This window comes from Planomonospora parontospora (assembly GCA_014647935.1).
Classification (GTDB): domain Bacteria; phylum Actinomycetota; class Actinomycetes; order Streptosporangiales; family Streptosporangiaceae; genus Planomonospora; species Planomonospora parontospora.
Window position 1 is genome coordinate 1 of the sequence record BMQD01000026.1, and the last position, 17697, is coordinate 17697.

At 76.3% G+C, this 17697-nt stretch carries 10 protein-coding genes; 6 read left to right on the forward strand and 4 right to left on the reverse strand.

Annotated elements, in window-relative coordinates; translation table 11 throughout:
* Positions 1-345, forward strand: a 345-nt coding sequence (locus IEZ07_RS29450; RefSeq protein ID WP_191897767.1) for a zinc ribbon domain-containing protein, incomplete at its 5' end; no start/stop codon positions are given.
* A gap of 13 nt (positions 346-358) precedes the next feature.
* On the opposite strand, the gene IEZ07_RS29455 is transcribed toward IEZ07_RS29450, so the two are convergent.
* The 4 genes from IEZ07_RS29455 to IEZ07_RS29470 form a co-directional block, all read right to left on the reverse strand.
* Complete coding sequence (locus tag IEZ07_RS29455; RefSeq protein WP_191897768.1) at positions 359-1147, reverse strand: thioesterase II family protein; 789 nt, start codon at positions 1145-1147, stop codon at positions 359-361.
* Positions 1144-3075, reverse strand: a complete 1932-nt coding sequence (locus IEZ07_RS29460) for an amino acid adenylation domain-containing protein (RefSeq protein ID WP_191897769.1) — start codon at positions 3073-3075, stop codon at positions 1144-1146. Before IEZ07_RS29460 ends, IEZ07_RS29455 begins: the two co-directional genes overlap by 4 nt.
* A gap of 105 nt (positions 3076-3180) precedes the next feature.
* Positions 3181-3888, reverse strand: coding sequence for an NADPH-dependent FMN reductase (locus tag IEZ07_RS29465; RefSeq protein ID WP_191897770.1), 708 nt, complete (start codon positions 3886-3888; stop codon positions 3181-3183).
* Between the two features lie 96 nt (positions 3889-3984).
* Complete coding sequence (locus IEZ07_RS29470; RefSeq protein WP_191897771.1) at positions 3985-5412, reverse strand: AMP-binding protein; 1428 nt, start codon at positions 5410-5412, stop codon at positions 3985-3987.
* A 296-nt stretch (positions 5413-5708) separates the two neighbouring features.
* Here IEZ07_RS29470 and glyA point away from each other — a divergent pair, with 296 nt between their 5' ends.
* From glyA to IEZ07_RS29495, 5 genes are all read left to right on the forward strand, one after another.
* Positions 5709-7043, forward strand: coding sequence for a serine hydroxymethyltransferase (gene glyA / locus IEZ07_RS29475; RefSeq protein WP_191897772.1), 1335 nt, complete (start codon positions 5709-5711; stop codon positions 7041-7043).
* A 181-nt stretch (positions 7044-7224) separates the two neighbouring features.
* Complete coding sequence (locus IEZ07_RS29480; RefSeq protein ID WP_191897773.1) at positions 7225-11547, forward strand: non-ribosomal peptide synthetase; 4323 nt, start codon at positions 7225-7227, stop codon at positions 11545-11547.
* 22 nt (positions 11548-11569) lie between these two features.
* Positions 11570-15007, forward strand: coding sequence for a non-ribosomal peptide synthetase (locus IEZ07_RS29485; protein WP_191897774.1), 3438 nt, complete (start codon positions 11570-11572; stop codon positions 15005-15007).
* Positions 15004-16524 carry a condensation domain-containing protein gene (locus IEZ07_RS29490; protein ID WP_191897775.1) on the forward strand — a complete coding sequence of 507 codons (1521 nt, stop codon included), beginning with the start codon at positions 15004-15006 and terminating at the stop codon, positions 16522-16524. Before IEZ07_RS29485 ends, IEZ07_RS29490 begins: the two co-directional genes overlap by 4 nt.
* A gap of 27 nt (positions 16525-16551) precedes the next feature.
* The gene (locus tag IEZ07_RS29495) at positions 16552-17688 is read left to right on the forward strand and encodes an acyl-CoA dehydrogenase family protein (protein WP_084008975.1); all 1137 of its coding nucleotides are present in this window, start codon (positions 16552-16554) and stop codon (positions 17686-17688) included.
* The last annotated feature ends 9 nt before the right edge of the window (positions 17689-17697 follow it).

Consider the following 17697-nt stretch of genomic DNA (forward strand, 5'->3'; position numbering starts at 1 on the left):
ATCTCGGACGCGTCGTGGACGGAACTGCGCTCCATGCTGGAGTACAAGTGCGCCTGGTACGGGCGCGAACTCGTCGTGATCGACCGCTGGTTCCCCAGCTCCAAGCTGTGCGGAGCCTGCGGCACGATCCGCGGGAAGCTGCCGCTGAACGTCCGCGAGTGGACGTGCGACTGCGGCGCCGTGCATGACCGCGACGTGAACGCGGCACGCAACATCCTGGCCGCCGGGCTGGCGGCGTCTGCCTGTGGAGACGGTGTGAGACCTCAACGGGAGTCCTCCCGGACGGGGCGGTCGTCGGTGAAGCAGGAACCCCAGCGGGCGACCGCTGGAATCCCCCGCCTTTAGGCAGGGGAGGAAGTCAACTACGGCTCCTCTCAAGGTTTCCGGCGGGCTGCCGGAGCCGCTCGCTCAGCAGCGGCAGGACCGCGCCGGGACGCTCCAGGCAGAAGTGGTGGCCGCCGGGGAAGAGCCGGCGGCGGAATCCGGCGGCGGCGTGGTCGCGCCAGCCCGCGAGCTGGCCGGGGGGCACGGTCTCGTCGGCCTCGCCGCCCCAGGCCTCGACCGGGCACAGCGCGCCCCCCGCGCCGTCGTCGTGGACGTACGTCAGGGACAGCCGGGCGTCGTGCCGCAGGACCTCCAGCGCCAGCTCGCGGCTGTCCTCGTCGAGGTCGTCCTCGCCGAGCCCGCGGCCCGCCAGCAGCCGCTCGAGCTCCTCCTCCCCCTCCACCAGGCCCCGGCCCGCGCCGGTCCACATGCCGGGGGGACGGCAGGCGGCGACGATCAGCGCGTCCGGCCACCGGCCGTGGCGGCCGCCGAGGGCGCGGGCGATCTCGTAGCCGAGCAGCCCGCCGAAGCTGTTGCCGAAGACGACGAACGGCAGCCCCGAGGCGAGCGGTCCGGCGGGGTCGCCGGCGAGCTCGGCGACGACCGCGCCGACGACCTCCTCGACGCTGCGGGCCGGCGGGTCGGTGAAGCGGTTCTCCCGGCCGGGCAGCTGCACGCCGACCACGGACACCTCCGGCCCGAGCGCGTCCTGCCAGGGGCGGAACTGGCCGCAGCCGGCTCCGGCCTGCGGCAGGCAGAGCAGCGTCGGGCGGGCGGGCCGGGCGGGGCCGGCGGGCCACGACACCAGCCAGGGGCGGCTCACAGCGTCCCCACGAGGGAGTCCTCGGCGAGCCGGTCCAGCGCGGCGGCCAGGCCTTCGGCGGTGGGGGCGGCCAGCAGGTGCGCCATCGTCAGGCGCAGCCCGGTACGGCGGCGCAGCGCCGAGACCGCCCGGGCGGCCAGCAGCGAGTGCCCGCCGAGCTCGAAGAAGTCGGCTCCGGCGTCCTCGACGGGGCGGGCGAGCAGTTCGCCCAGCACCTCGCAGACCAGGAGCTCGCGCTCGCCCTCCGGAGGCCGGCCGGCCACCGGCCCGCGCGGGGAGAGCCGGGCGAGCGCCGTACGGTCGACCTTGCCCGTGGGGAGGGTCGGCAGGGCCGCCACGACGGCGACCGCGGCGGGCACCATCGCCTCCGGCAGGCCCGCCGCGCAACGGGCCCGCACCTCGGCCGCGAGCCGGGCCTCCCCGTCCGGTTCCGGAGGGGAGGCCGGGGCCGAGCGCGGGGCCGGGGCCGGGGCCGGGGCCGGAGTCGCGTCCAAGGCCAGGGCCGGGGCCGGGACCGAACGCGGGTCCGGGGCCGGAGTCGCGTCCAGGGCCGCGGGCGAGTCCGGAGCCCCGGCCGGGGAGTCCTCCGGGGTACCGGGGGCGACCGAGGGCACCACGGCGAGGCCGACCGCGTCACCGGTCTCCGTGACGAAGGCCGCCGCGGCGCGGACGCCGGGGGCGCGCAGCGCCACGCGCTCGATCTCGCCGAGCTCCACCCGCAGGCCCCGCACCTTGACCTGGTCGTCCAGCCGGCCGTGGTACTCCAGCTGGCCGTCGGGCCGCTCGACCACCACGTCGCCGGTCCGGTACATCCGGTCACCGGCTCCGCCGAAGGGGTCGGGGACGAACCGCGAGGCGGTCAGGCCCGGCCGGTTGCGGTAGCCCCGGGCGACGGCCGCGCCGGCCAGGTACAGCTCCCCGGGGACGCCGGGCGGTACCGGGCGGCGCCGGTCGTCCAGCACGTGGGCGCGGTAGCCGGGGAGCGGCCGCCCGATCGTCCGGACGTCGTCGCCGCGGTGGCTGTCGGCCCAGGTGGCGGCGATCGTCGTCTCGGTGGGGCCGTAGACGTTGAGGATCCTGCGGCCGTCGCCGAACCTGCGCACCAGCTCCGGCGGGCAGGGCTCGCCGGCCACGACCAGGACCCGGGCGCTGGGGATGTCCCCGGCACAGGAGGCGAGCAGCGACGGCGTGAGGCAGACGGTGCGCGGGCGCACCGCCTCCAGCGCCGCGTCGAGCCCCTCCTCCAGGTCGACGAGGGCGACGCCCTGTCCGTGGCACAGGTAGAGCAGGGTGCACCACAGCCAGCCGTCGAACGCCGGGGAGACGGCGTTGACCCCGAGCCCGCCGGCGGGCAGCCCCAGGCAGGCGAGGGCGTCGAGCAGGGTGTCGAGGCCCCGGTAGGTGACCTCCACGCCCTTGGGCCAGCCGGTGGTCCCGGAGGTGTAGATGACGTAGGCGCAGTCGTCCGGGTCCGGGAGCGCGGCCCACGCGCTCACCCGCCGCCCGGCCGCCTCCTCCGGGAGGAGGGTGCGCGTCTTCGGGGGCGCGGCGCCGGGCGGGAGCCGGTCGCCGAGCAGGATCTTCACCCCGGCGTCGCGGAGCGCGAAGTTGATCCGGTCGGCGGGATGGCCGTCGTCGACCGGGACGGCGGTGGCGCCCGCCCGCCAGACCGCGAGCAGGCCGGCCACCAGCCAGCGTGATCTGCCGGTGCACAGGCCGACGGGCGTCTGCGGGCCGGCGCCGGCGTCGACGAGCGCGGCGGCGAGGGCGTCCACGTGGCGGGCGAGCTCCGCGAAGCCGAACTCGCCGTCCGGTGCGCGGACCGCCGTGGCCGCGGGTGCCCGCCGGGCCCACCGCGTCACCGCGTCGAGGACGCGGTGCGCGGGTGCGTACCCGCCCGGGGTGTCTGGAGCCGAACTGTGGGTCATCGGAGCTCCTGCTTCGTGACGTGGGTCGCGCCTGGTCCACCCGGACGGGAGCCGACCTCGATATCCGACATATGGAGAAAATAGATAAAGCCGGTTAAATGGCGGTTATCTATCCGCGTGGCGGTAAAGCACCGGCTCGGCGGAAATCTCGGGAGACGTTCCACCGCGGGGCGATCCGCTCTTTCCGGCGTCGAAATATCCGGCGTCGAGCGCAGTCAGCGCGAGAGAGGACAGGGCGGCCTCCTGCGGCCGTCCCGCCCCGGGCACGGAGCCGCGGAACAGGACCTGGTCGAGCATGAGGCCGAGTTGCCGGCGCGTGCGCTCGCTCGCCGGCGAGGCGTCGCCGTCCGGCAGGGAGCCTCCGGTCACGCCGACGCCGAGCGGTGTCGGCCAGCCGCGCAGGGCGTGCACGATGGCACGCATGGTGGCGAGGGTCGCGGCCGCGCCCTGCTCCCCCCCGGCCAGGGCGACGCAGCCCACCGCCCTGGCGTCGAAGAAGGGGCGTACGTCCGCGGCCAGTTCGTTGACGTAGTCGAGGGCGTTCTTGAGCAGGCCGGACACGCTGCCGTGGTAGGCGGGCGTCACCAGCACGACGCCGTCGGCGCGTGCCAGGTCGTCCAGGAACCGGGCCACCCGGGGGCCGTGGCGGCCGGGCTCCCCGTAGAACGGGAAGTCCAGCTCGGCGCCCCCGAAGAGGGTGGCGGTCGCCCCCCGGGAGAGGCATTCCCGCGCGCACCAGCGGGCCAGGCGCTCGGTGCGCGAGCCGGCGCCCAGCGCGCCGCTCAGCACGGTGACATGAGGAGTGACGGACATTTCCGCTCCTGTCTGTTCGGTTGGCGGGACGGGTCGCGCTCGGTCGGACGGCAGGAGCCCCGGGCTGCGGATGCGTGCTCTCCGGACGCCTGCGGCCTATCCGTCGAGGCGTTCCGGCACTCCCTCCTCCAGCAGCCGCACGCGGTGTCCCGTGGCGAACATGCGGCTGCCGTCCGCGGCGAAGGGGTCGGGGAGGAAGCGGTCGACCGTCGCCGCCGGATCGTCCAGGTAGCCGCGGGCGACCACCGGGCCTCCGACGTAGAGGGAGCCGGTGCCGCCCACGGCGAGCGGCCGGAGGTCGTCGTCCAGGGCGTACAACCGGCAGCCGGCGAACGGCGGGCCGATCAGCGTCCGCGCCGGGCCCGGCCCGGCGCGGAGCGCCCTGCGCCCGGCGCACACGACACCGGTCTCCAGGGATCCGTAGAAGCGCGAGGAGCACGTCGGGGCGGGCGGGCGGGCGTGGTCGTCCCCGGTGCCGCCGGTGCCGCCGGTGTCTCCGGCGGCGCCCGTGTCCCCGGTGCCGCCCGTGTCCCTGGCGGCGCCCGTGGCATCGGCGGCGCCCGGCGGCAGGACCGCCTCGGCCCCGCCGTGCAGGACGCGCAGCAGGTCCGCGTTGACGAACTCGGAGGACAGGCGCCCCGACACCGCGACGCGGTCACCCGGGCGGACCGGGAGCACCTCGCCCAGCAGGGCGTCCAGCTGGCGGTGCTCCAGGACGACGCCCCGCGATCCGCGCTCCGCCGGGTGGTAGAGCACGCAGGCCGCGTCGAACGGGAGTGCACGCGGGCCGCGCACCGGGGCGGCGGACCGCCCGGTCGCGGCGGGTCCGGCCGTCGTGGCGGCGGCGGCCGTCGTGGCGGCGGCGGCGCCGACGACCTCGTCACCGGCGGTGATCGCGGCACCGGCACCGGCGTCGGTGCCGGCGATCCCGGTGCCGGTATCCGTCTCGGTTTCGTCCGGCCAGGTCAGGACGTGCGCGTCGACGTGCACCAGGGTGTCGGCGCGGTCCGTGACGACCGCCCGGACACCGCCGTCGGCGATCACCAGATCTCGCCAGCCGGCGTCGTCGAGGCTGTCGATCGGGAGGTAGGCGGCTCCGGTGAGGGCGATGCCGAGCAGCGCCGTGAGCGCCGCGGCCCCGAGCGGGAGGTACAGCGCGACCCGGTCCTCGGCGCCGATGCCGAGGGCGATCAGCCGCCCGGCGAGCCGGCGCGCGCCCTCCAGCAGCTCACCGTAGGTGAGGCGGGCGCCGCCGCTCAGCGCGACGGCGTCCGGGCGGGCGGCCGCGGCGGCGGCGACCCGGCCGGTCCAGCCGGCCGCCCCGCCCCCGTCCTCGTCCGGTTTCCCGGCCGGCCGCATGTCCCGCCACAGCTCGGCCACCTGGACCAGGCACTCCTCGCGCGTGCTGACGAACCCGATCGGCGACCAGCCGCCGGGTACGGCGTCGTCCAGGGGCCATATGCCGTACTGCGCCCGGTGGTTCACCAGAACCTGGAAGTACCGATGCGGTGGTCCCGTGGCCATTGGCCCTCCAGTGTCGTCCCGTCAAAGCCGCCGTCGTGGTCGCCGTCAAACCGGTATCGCCGTTCACCCTCCCGGCAACCGGTTGCCGCGCGGTTACGTCGCACTCCAGGGCCCGCGGCGCCCCACCCGCCGGCGGGGGGAAGGAGACGGGGAATTCAGCGCTGCAATTTCTCACGAATCCTAATAAAGCGTCATAACCAGCGCTTAACTGGGGGTGCCTAATCTGCCGTCCGCGGATCGAATTCACCGCCCTTCCGGGAGCCTTTTCCCGGCGGCTCTGACGACTGGAGGCCCGCATGGTCCGGTTGGCCGAATTCCACCGGCGCGCGACGGAGAACCTCGCCGCCGAGGACCCCGAGATCTTCCACCTGCTGGAGCGCGAGATGCGCCGCCAGGCGGAGACGCTGGCCATGGTGGCCGCGTGCAGCACCGCGCCGCCGTCGGTGCTGGCCTGCGCCGGCAGCGCACTGGGGAACGTGACCGCCGAGGGCTACCCGGGCGCCCGCTTCCACGCGGGCTGCGAGGTGGCCGACGACGTCGAGCGGCTGGCCGTGGCCCGGGCCCGCGAGCTCTTCGGAGCCGACTACGCCAACGTGCAGCCCCACTCGGGCAGCTCGGCCAACCTCGCGGTGCTGTTCTCCCTGCTGGAGCCCGGCGACACCGTGCTCGGCATGGACCTGGACGCCGGCGGGCACCTCACCCACGGCTCCCCCGCCTCGGTCACCGGCAGGTACTTCCGGACCGTGGGCTACGGCGTGGGCCCCGACGGCTTCATCGACTACCACGAGGTCGCCGAGCTGGCCCGGCGCGTCCGGCCCAAGCTGATCGTATGCGGCGCGAGCTCCTACCCCCGCACCATCGACTTCGCCCGCTTCCGGGAGATCGCCGACGGGTGCGGCGCCTGGCTGCTGGCGGACATCTCCCACATCGCCGGGCTGGTCGCGGCCGGCGAGCACCCCGGCCCGGTCCCGTACGCCCACGTGACCACCACCAGCACCTACAAGCAGCTCTACGGCCCGCGCGGCGGGCTCATCCTGTCCGGTCCCGACGCCGCCCGGCCGGGTCCCGGCGGGAGGGGGACGCTGGCGGGGGCGCTGCAGCGGGCGGTCTTCCCCCGCGCCCAGGGCACCCCGGACCTGGCCGGGGTGGCGGCCAAGGCCCGGGCGTTCGCCGCCGCCTCCACCGGCGCCTTCCGCGAGCTCGCCCTGCGCCTGCGGCTGGACGCCCGGCAGCTCGCGGTGGAGCTGGTGGACCGCGGGCAGGGCCTGGTCACCGGCGGGACCGACAACCACCTCGTCCTCATCGACGTGGGCGCCAAGGGCTACACCGGCGTCGTCGTCGAGAGGGCGCTGGAGGAGTGCGGGATCATCGTCAACAAGAACCGCATCGTCGGCGACACCAGGCCCGCCCACGTCACCTCCGGGATCCGCCTGGGCACCAACACGCTCGCGCTGCGCGGCATGGGGCCCGCCGACATGGCCGCCTGCGCCGACCTCTTCTGCCGGGCCGTCGAGGCGGTGGAGCAGCTCGGCGACACCGACTACCGACTCCCCGCGCCCGCCCGCGACGGCGTCCGCGCCGCCGTGGCCCGCCTGTGCCGGGACTTCCCGCTGCCCGGCTACCCCGCCTGACCCGGCCCCGTCCGGTGCCCTCCGGCTCCGTCGATTCGGCTCGGCTCCATCCGGCCCGGCTCCGTCCGGCTCGGAGGGGCCGGCCGGGGAGGACCGGCCCCTCCGAGCCCGCGGTCGGCCGCCGCCGCGAGCACCCCGAAGACGCCCCGAAGACTCCCCCGAAAACGCATGGAGGTTCCCGGTGAGCGACACCCTCGCCGAACGTATCGCCGGTCTGCCCGCCTCCCGCCGGGCCCTGTTCGAAGCGCTGGCGGGCGCGGGCGCAGGGCCCGCCAGGCAGGACGACCCGGAGCCCCGGACCGGCGGCGAGCCCGCGGTGATGTCGTTCGCCCAGCGGCGGCTCTGGTTCGTCGACCAGCTGCAGCCGGGCTCGCCGGCCTACAACGTGCCGGTGGCCACCCGCATCCGCGGTCCGCTGGACGTCGGGGCGCTGCACGGCGCCCTGCAGGACGTGGTGGACCGGCACGAGGTCCTGCGCACCGTCTACCCCGGGCGGGGCGAGGAGGCGGTGCCCGAGCTCCTGCCGGACCACCGGCTGGCCCTGCCGCTCGTCGACCTGCCGGACGAGGCCGCGATCGGCCCGTTCCACGCCGCCGACGCGGCCGCCCCGTTCGACCTCGCCCGCGAGGCGCCCGTCCGCGCGGCCCTGGGGCGGCTGGGCCCCGAGGACCACGTCCTGCTGCTGAACGTCCACCACATCGTCACCGACGGCTGGTCCATGCGGCTGCTCTCCACCGAGCTGGAGCGCTGCTACGCGGCCCGCGCGGCGGGCCGCGACCCCGGCCTGGCCCCGCTCCCCATCCAGTACGCCGACTTCGCCGCCTGGCAGCGCGGGCGGATCGGCGGTGAGCGGCTGGAGAAGCTCAGGGACTACTGGACCGGCGAGCTGGCGGGCGCCGCCCCGGTGGACCTGCCCACCGACCGGCCCCGGCCGCCGCTGTTCGGGCACGAGGGGGGCTCCCGCTACGTCGAACTGCCCGCCCCGCTGGTCGCGGCGCTGCGCGAGCACGGCAGGGCGGAGGGCGCGACGCTCTTCATGACGCTGCTGGCCGGCTTCGCCGCCACCCTGGCCCGCCACACCGGCCAGGACGACGTGGTGGTCGGCACGTCGGTCTCCGGCCGCGACCACCCGGCCGTCGCCGACCTGATCGGCTTCTTCGTCAACACGCTGCCCCTGCGGGTCAGGACGGGCGGCGACCCCACGTTCAACGAGCTGGTCCGCTCCGTCCGGACCACCACCCTGCAGGCCTACGCCCACCAGGAGATGCCGTTCGACCTCATCGTCGACGCGCTGAAGATCCCGCGTGACCCGAGCCGGCCGCCGCTCACGTCCGTGATGTTCCTGCTCGACGAGACGCCGGACACCGCGCCGGAGCTGGCGGGCCTGCGGACCGAGCCGGTCGACTTCGAGTCGGGCGTGACCAAGTACGACCTGATGGTCAGCGTGCACGACAGCGGCACCGCCGTCCGGGCCCTGGTGGAGTACCCCACCGTCCTGTTCGACCCGGAGACGGTCGACCGGCTGCTCCAGCGCTTCCTGACCCTCCTGCGGGCCGCGGTCGAGCAGCCGGAGGTGCCGCTGGGGGACCTGCCGCTGCTGTCGGAGGCCGAGCGGCGGGCCGTACTGCACGACTGGAACGCCACCGGGTCGCCGTTCCCGGACCGGACCTGCCTGCACCGGCTGTTCGAGGAGCACGCCGACCGCCGCCCCGGCGCGCCCGCGCTGGTCTGCGGCGGCCTGGACGGCTGGACGGTCACCTACCGCGAGCTGGAGGAGCGCGCCAACCGGCTGGCCCACCACCTGATCGGGCTGGGCGTGCGGCCGGGCACCGCGGTGGCGCTGTGCCTGCGCCGCGGGCCCGCCCTGGTGACGGCGATCCTCGCCGTGCTCAAGGCCGGCGGCGCGTACGTGCCGCTGGACCCGGACTACCCGCCGGACCGGCTGGCCTTCATGGTCGGCGACGCCGCGGCCCCGGTCCTGGTCGCCACCGCGGAGACGGCGGCCCGGATCCCGGCCGGGGAAGGACCCTCCGGAGCCGCCGGAGACCCCGGGAGCGCTGAGGGCTCCGGAGGCGCTCAGGGCTCCGGAGGCGCTGAGGGTTCCGGAGGCGCTGAGGGTTCCGGAGGCGCTGAGGGTTCCGGGGGCGCCGTGCGGGTGCTGCTGGACGCCGACGCCGCGGAGATCGCCGCCCGCCCCGCCCACCGCCCCGTCACCCGGGTCACCGCCCGCGACCTGGCGTACGTCATCTACACCTCGGGCTCCACCGGGACCCCCAAGGGGATCGCGCTGGAGCACCGCGGGGTCGTCAACAACCTGCTCGACCTCAACCGGTCGTACGGCGTGCGCCCCGGGGACGCGGTCCTGGCGCTGTCGTCCCCCAGCTTCGACATGAGCGTCTACGAGGTCCTCGGCATGCTGGGCGCGGGCGGGACCCTGGTCCTGCCCGATCCGGCCGCCGCGCGCGACCCCGCCCACTGGGCCGACCTGATGGTCCGGCACGGGGTGACGGTGTGGAACTCCGCGCCCGCCCTGCTGGACCTGCTCCTGGACCAGCTGGAGCACGCCGGCGGCCCGGCCCTGCCGGGCCTGCGGGTCGCCTTCCTCGGCGGGGACTGGATCCCGGTCGCCCAGCCGGACCGGATCCGCGCCTTCGCCCCCGGCCTGGCGTTCGCGGCCCTGGGCGGGGCCACCGAGGCGTCGATCCACTCGATCGAGTTCCCCGTGCACCGCGTCGACCCCTCCTGGGCGCGCATCCCCTACGGCAGGCCGATGGCCAACCAGCGGGCCTACATCCTCGACGAGCGGCTGCGCCCGGTGCCGGTCGGCGTCCCGGGCGAACTCCACCTGGGCGGGGCGGGCCTGGCCCGGGGCTACCTCAACCGGCCGGAGCTGACCGCGGAGCGGTTCGTGACCGCCGAGCTGGAGCCGGGGCTCACCGAGCGCCTCTACCGCACGGGCGACGTCGCGCGCCACCGCCCCGACGGCGTCATCGAGCTGCTGGGCCGCACCGACTTCAGGATCAAGCTCAACGGGCTGCGCATCGAGCCGGGCGAGGTGGAGGCCGCGCTGCGCGGGCAGCCGGGCGTGCGCGACGCCGTCGTGGTGGCGCGCGGCGGCGGGATCGGCGGGGGCCCGGCACGGCTCGTCGGCTACCTGGTCCCGGAATCAGGCGCGGAGGAGGGCACGGAGGAAGGCCCAGGGGAACGCACGGAGGAGGTCGCGGGGGTGGACCCGGCGGCCGTGCGGGCCGCGCTGGCCCGCGTGCTGCCGCCGCACGCCGTACCGTCCGCCCTGGTGGTGCTCGACCGCCTGCCGCTGAGCCCGAACGGCAAGGTGGACCGCGCCGCGCTGCCCGCGCCCGCCCCCGGGTCCGCCGCTTCCCCCGGGTCCGCCGCTTCCCCCGGATCCATCGCGTCCGCCGGGTCCGGCACCGTGCTCACCGCGCCCACCGCGCCCACCGCGCACAACGGGCCCGGCGCGACCGCTCCGGCGGACGGCGGGCCCCTCGCCGCCGCGGTCGCCGCCGCCTGGGGCGAGGTCCTGGGCGTCGGCGGCGTCGGCCCCGACGACGACTTCTTCGCCCTCGGCGGCGACTCCTTCGCCGCGGTGCGCGCCGTGCGGGCGGTCCGCGAGGACCTGCGGGTGGTGGAGCTGTTCACCCATCCGACGCCGCGTCGGCTGGCCGCCCGCCTGACTGAGCTCACCGGGCTCAGCGGGCCCGGCGGGGAGCAGGCCGCACCCGGCGCCCCGCACCGGCTGCTGTACCGGCTCACCCCCGAGACCGGGCGCGAGCCGGAGCTGACCCTGGTGTGCTTCCCGCACGGCGGCGGCGACGCCATCGCCTACCGGCCGCTCGCCGCCGAGCTCCCGCCGGAGATCGCCCTGGTGGCGGTGTCCCCACCCGGACACGACCCGGTGCGCCCCGGCCCGATGGTCCCCGTCGCCGAGCTCGCCGAGCTCGCCGCCACCGAGATCGCCCGCACCGTGCGCGGCCCGTTCGCGGTCTACGGCCACTGCGCCGGCGTCGTCGCGGCGCTGGAGACCACCCGCGTCCTGGAGGGGTACGGCCTGCGCCCCCGCGCGCTGTACCTCGCCGCCGCCCTGCCGGAGGACGACCCCGAGTACTCGCTGGAGATGGAGCGGATCTCCAGCGACGACGACCTCGTCGCGCACCTGCGCTCCATGGACGGCTTCGACGGGGTGCTCGACGAACGCGACCTGACCACGGTGATCCGCATGGTCCGGCACGACATGACGGAGGCCGCCCGCTTCTTCGGCCGCACGTCCGCCGGCTTCACGCCCCGCCTGTCCACCCCGCTCACCTGCATCATCGGCGACGCCGACGAGGCGACCGAGGGGTACGGGGAGGGCCACCTGGCCTGGGGCCTGTACGCCTCCGAGGTGGGGCTGGCCGTCGTCCCCGGCGGCCGCCACTACTTCGCCAAACACCTGCCCCGGCAGCTCGCCGAGCTGCTGACCGAGTTCCACCGGCCGACCCGGTGACCACCGCTGACGGAGGATTGACATGAGCGACCTCGCCGAACGGCTCGGCCGGCTGCCCCAGGGGCAGCGGTCACGGCTCCTGCGGCAGATGCGCGGCCAGATGTCGGCGGGCGGCGGCGGCCGTACCGCGCTGACCCGCCTCGACCACGGCTCCCGCGCCAGGACCTCGTTCCAGCAGGAGCAGATGTGGTTCGTCGACCGGCTGGGCGGCGGCCGCACCCGCAACAACATCGCGCTGTCGGTACGGCTGCGCGGCCCGCTCGACCCGGCCGCACTCCGCGAGTCGGTGGACGCGGTGGTCCGCCGCCACCAGGTCCTGCACAGCAGGCTGATCGAGGTGGACGGGCTGCCCTGGCAGGAGCCGGTCCCCGGTTACGTGGTCGGCGTCCGGCAGACCGACCTGTCCGGCGGGGACGACCCCGAGCGGGAGCTGGCCGAGCTCACCGCCGCCGACGCGGCGGCCCCGTTCGACCTGGCCGCCGGCCCGCCGATCAGGGCCCGGCTGGTCCGTCTCTCCGACGACGAGCACGTCCTGCTGTGGGTGGTCCACCACGTCGTCTGGGACCCGGGGTCGACCCGGGTGTTCGCCGAGGAGCTGACCTCCGGCTACGAGGCGGCGGTGGCCGGGCGCGAGCACGACCTGCCGGGCCTGCCGGTGGAGTACGCCGACTTCGCGGCCTGGCAGCGGGAGAGGCTCGACGCCGAGCGGTCCGCGGCCCTGGCCGAGTCCTGGCGCCGCATCCTGGCGGGCTCCCGGGCGACGGAGGTCATGTCGGACTTCCCCCGGACGCCGGAGACCCGCGGCGAGGGCAAAGGGCTCTCCCTGTCCCTGGACGCCGAGACGCTCGGCAGGCTGTCGGCCACTGCGGAGGCGGCGGGCACGACGGTGTTCACCACCCTGCTGGCCGCGTTCAACGCGCTGCTGCGCCACTGGACCCGGTCCGAGGACGTCGTGGTCGGCACGGCCAGCGCCTCGCGCCCCCACCCCGACCTGGAGCGGCTCATCGGCTGCTTCGTCAGCATGATCACGTTGCGCACGGAGGTGACCGACGACCTGACCTTCCTGGAGCTGGTCGGCCGCACCTCCTCGACGGTGATGGACGCGTTCGCGCACAGCGAGCTCCCGTTCGAGCAGGTGGTGGAGGCCGTACGGCCGCCGCGCGACCCGCTGCGCCACCCGCTGTTCCAGATCGAGTTCACCTCCCTGGGCCGCTGGGGCGCGCACCGCGCCGAGGCCGGTGGGGTGGAGTTCTGCATCGAGCAGAAGCACGACGGCGCCGCGAAGTTCGACATGAGCTTCCTGGCCGGCGAGTCCGACGGTCTGGAGCTGTCGCTGGAGTACAACACCTCCCTGTACCGGTACGGCACCGCGGCCGGGCTGCTGGAGGCGTTCCAGCGGGTGCTGCGGCAGGTCGCGGAGGATCCGCAGGTCCGGGTGGGCGACCTCAGCCTCGTCGAGGAACCCGGCGCCTCCCGGCACGCGCGTGAGCTCTCCCGCGGCGGGCCCGTCGACGAGGCGGCCTGGACCGCGACGCTGGACCGGTTGTTCCGCGAGCGGGCCCGGGCCCGGCCCGGGGCGGTCGCGGTCCGCTCCGGGGACGCGGTGGTCGACTACGGGACGCTGGACCGCTGGTCGGACGCCGTCGCGGACGGGCTGCGCGCCCGCGGCGCCCGCCGGGACGAGCCGGTGGCGGTCCTCCTCGGCCGGGGCCCCGCGGCCGTCGCCGGGGTGCTCGGGGTGCTCAAGGCCGGCGCCGCCTACCTGCCGGTCGACCCGGCCGCCCCGGCGGAGCGGGTGGCCACGATCCTCGCCGACGCCTCGGTGCGCCTCGCCCTCGTGCCGGGCGGTCCCGGCGGTCCCGGCGGTCCCGGCGGTCCCGGCGGTCCCGGCGGTCCCGGCGGTCCCGGCGGTCCCGGCGACGGTACGGGCGGTGCGGGCCCGGACGCCGCGGGAGTGCTGCCGGGGCACGTGGCGGCCGTCCCGATCCCGGGGCCGCCGGCGGGCGGGGCGCCCTCCGCGTCCCCGGCGTCCCCGGTCTGCGAGCCGGGGGATCTGGCCTACGTGCTCTACACCTCGGGCAGCAGCGGCGTCCCCAAGGGAGTCATGGTCGAGCACCGCTCGGTCGCGCACTTCTCCCGGGCCATCGCGGCGGACTACGAGATCACCGAGTCCGACCGGGTCCTGCACTTCGCCCCCCTGACGTTCGACGTGTCGGTGTTCGAGATCTTCACCACCCTGCTGGCCGGCGCCGAGCTGGTCGTCGCCGGGGACGAGGAGCGGCGCGACCCCGAGCTGCTGACGGCGCTCATGCGCCGCACCGGGGTGACGGTGGCGGAGCTGCCGCCCGCGCTGATGCCCCTGCTGGACCAGCGGCGCCTGCCCGACCTGCGCCTGGTGTCGGTCGGCGGCGAGGCCTTCCCCGGCGGGCTGGTGGCCGAGTGGACCGCCGGGGAGCGCCGCTTCGTCAACGGGTACGGGCCGACCGAGGCCACCGTCGCGGTGACGCTCATGAACTGCGTCGGCTCCTACGACCGCAACCCGCCGATCGGCCGCCCGATGGCCGGTCACCAGGCGTTCGTACTGGACGAGCGGCTGCGGCCGGTGCCGCCCGGCGTCCCCGGTGAGCTGTGCGTGGCCGGTCCGGGCGTCGCGCGCGGCTACCTGGGGCGGCCGGAGACGACCGCGGAGCGGTTCGTCGACAACCCCTACGCCGACGGGGAGGCGACCGCGCGGCTGTACCGGACGGGCGACCTGGCCCGCTGGCTGCCCGGCGGCAACCTCGACTTCCTGGGCCGCACCGACCGGCAGCTGAAACTGCGCGGGTTCCGGATCGAACCGGGCGAGGTCGAGGCGGTGCTCACCCGCCAGCCCGGCGTGGAGCAGGCGGTGGTCACCGTGGTCGCCGGAGCCGACGGCGAGCGCGTGCTCGTCGGCTACGCCGTCGGGACCGCGGACGCCGAGGCGGTACGGCGGGGCGCCGCCGCGCTGCTGCCCGGCTACATGGTCCCGGTCGTCGTGACGCTCGACGAGCTGCCGCTCACCCCGCACGGGAAGGTGGACCTCACCGCGCTGCCGGTCCCCGCCGACCAGGCCGGGCCGGAGGGGACGGCGCCGCGCGACGCGGTCGAGGAGAAGATCGCGCGCGGCATCGTCGCGCCGCTGCTGGGGCGCGAGCAGGTGGACGTGGAGGGCGACTTCTTCGCCCTGGGCGGCAGCTCGCTGCAGGCCACCACGGTGGTCTCCCGGGTGCGCGGCCACTTCGGCGTCGACATCGCGCTGGCGGACTTCTTCTCCCGGCCGACCGTGGCGGGCCTGGCCGCGCTGGTCCGCGACGCCCAGCGCGACGCCGCCGCCCAGCAGGACCGGCTGCTGTCGGTCTTCGACCGGATCGAGCAGATGAGCGACGAGGAGGCGGCGGAGATGCTCCGCTCGCTGCGCGCGGGCGGGGGCGCGTCGTGACGGCCGCCCCGGCGGAGCGCCAGGGGAGCCCGGACCTCCGGGATCTCCCGGATCTCCCGGGCCTCCAGGACACGCCGGACGTCCTGGACGCGCTCCCGGCGCACAAGCGGGAGCTCGCCAGGCTCCTGCTCCAGGCGCAGGCGCCCGTGCCGTCCCGCCCCGCCCCCCGCGCCGGGGGCGGGCCGGTGCCGGCCACCCCGGCGCAGGCGCGGCTGTTCCTGCAGGAGGCCGCCGATCCCGGCGCGGGCACGGGTTCGCACGCCGTACGGCTGCGCGGCCCGCTCGACCCCGGGACCCTGGCCGCCGCGCTCACCTCCGTGCTGGGCCGGCACGAGGCGCTGCGCACCCGGCTGGACGGTGGCTCCGGGGGCCACGGCGGCCCCGGCGGGCCGGTGCAGCACGTCACCGCCGAGCCGTACCTGCGGCTGCAGGTGCTGGACCTGGCCGACGCCCCGCCGGGGCGGCGCGCGGCCGAGGTGGCGCGCCAGGTGGCGGGGAGCGCGCGGCGCCCCCTGGACCTCGCCTCGGGCGAGAGCACCCGGTTCCGGCTGCTGCGGCTCGGCGAGGACGACCACGTGCTCGTCCTCGCCGCGCACCTGGCGTTCTTCGACGGGTGGTCGTCGGCGGTGTTCCTCAAGGACCTGTCCGACGCCTACCGGGGGCGCGCCTGCGCCCCGCCCGCGCTCCAGTTCCCCGACTTCGCCGCCTGGCAGCGCCGCTGGCTCGAGGGCCCCGGTGGGGCCGCGGAGCTCGGCCACTGGCGGGACGCCCTGGCCGGGCTGCCCCCGGCCCGGGCGGCGCGCGGGTTCGCCCGCGGCCACCTGCCCGTCGGGCTGGACCCGGCGGCGACCTCCGCCGGGTTCGCGCTGGGCGCCGCCGAGGGCGCGACGCCGTTCATGACGCTGCTCGCCGCGCTGGCCGTGGTGCTCGCCCGCCGGCAGGAGCGCGAGGACCCGGGCCGCCGCGGCCGCGACGTGGTCGTCGGGACCCCCGCGGCCGGCCGGGTCCTGTCCGGGATGGAGGACGCCGTGGGGCAGTTCACCACGGTCGTGCCCATCCGGGTGGACTGCTCGGGGCGGCCGTCGTTCCGGTCGCTGCTGGGCCGGGCTCGCCGGGCCGTGACGGACGCGCTGGCCCGCCAGCGGCTGCCGGTGGACGCGCTGTTCGGCGAGGGCCGGGGCCGCGCCGGAGGCGGCATCGGGGCCGGGGGCGGGGCCGCGCCGCCGTACTCGGTGCTGTTCGCGCTGCACAACTACCCCGCGGTCCCGCTCGACCTGCCCGGGATCTCGGTGGAGCAGGTGCCGGGCCCTCCGGCGCGGCACCTGGAGCTCTACAGCCCGGTCCCGGCGACGGCGCTGGCCTGCGTGGGACTCGTCGAGCGGGACGGGCGGGTGTCCGGAACCGCCGAGTACAACCGCTTCGCGGCCACCGCCGCCGAGGTCGGCGACCTCGTGGACGGCGTCGGGCGGGTCCTGTCCGCCGCCGTCCACGAGCCGGGGTCGGCCGTACTCACCTGAGCCGTACTCACCTGAGGGAGGGAAGCCATGCTCACGTCCGAGCTCCTGTGGGAGCACAGCGAGGCGCCCGTGCGGGCGCTGCGCGACGAGATCCGCGAGATCCTCGCCTCCGCGCCGATCGCGGAGGCCCGGCGGCGGCGCGATCCGCGGCCCGTCCACCGGGCGCTCGGCCGGGCGGGACTGCTCGCGCCGCAGTGGCCGGTGGAGTACGGCGGCCGGGGCGTGAGCCACGTGACCGCCGCGGTGCTGGTCGAGGAACTGGCCATGCACGACGTGCCGGACCTGCTGCACACGCTGACCGTGTCGATCGTCGGCACGACGCTGCTCAACTGCGCCGGCCCGGAGATGCGGGCCCGGCACCTGCCGGGCTTCGCGGCGGGCACGTCCTTCGGCTGCGTGCTGTTCAGCGAGCCGCACGCGGGCTCGGACCTGTCGGTGCTGTCCACCCGGGCGGTCCGGCACGGCGACGGCTACCGGCTGCACGGCACCAAGACGCACTCCATCTTCGCCAGGCTCGCCGACCACGCCCTCTGCCTGGCCCGAGACGACGACGACGCACTGACCCTGTTCCTGGTCCCCCTCGCCGGCGAGGGGGTCCGGATCGAACCGATCCCGGCCCTTATGGACGACGACTTCCACGAGGTGACGCTGGACGGCGTCGAGGTGGGGCCCGGCGACGTCGTGGGCGAGCCCGGCCAGGGCTGGGCCATCGTCGTCCGGACGCTGGCCTACGAGCGGACCGGTCTGGACTACTACGTCAAGGCGCTGCGCTGGCATCGCGCCGCCACCGCCGCCACCGGGCGGCTGCGGGGCGGGATCGGCCAGCACGACGCGATCGGGCTGGCCCGGCTCAACGCCCGCCTCGTCGCGGCGGGCACGCTGGTCCGGCGGGTGCTGACCCGGCTGGACCGGGGCGAGCTCAACGAGGACGAGGCGGCGGCCGCCAAGTGGTACACCACCGAGCTGGCCGCCGAGATCGCCTGGTGGGCGGCCGAGCGCGGCGCCGACCAGGCGATGATCGCCGGGGAGGACGGCGTCGCCGACCCGCTCGACGTGGCGGCGCGCGAGGCTCCGGGGATGCGGATCTCCGGCGGGACCTCGGAGATGATGCTGGAGACGCTGGCCCGCCTGCGCCTCGACTCGGGTGCGGAGGTGCGGCCGTGACCGCGCCCT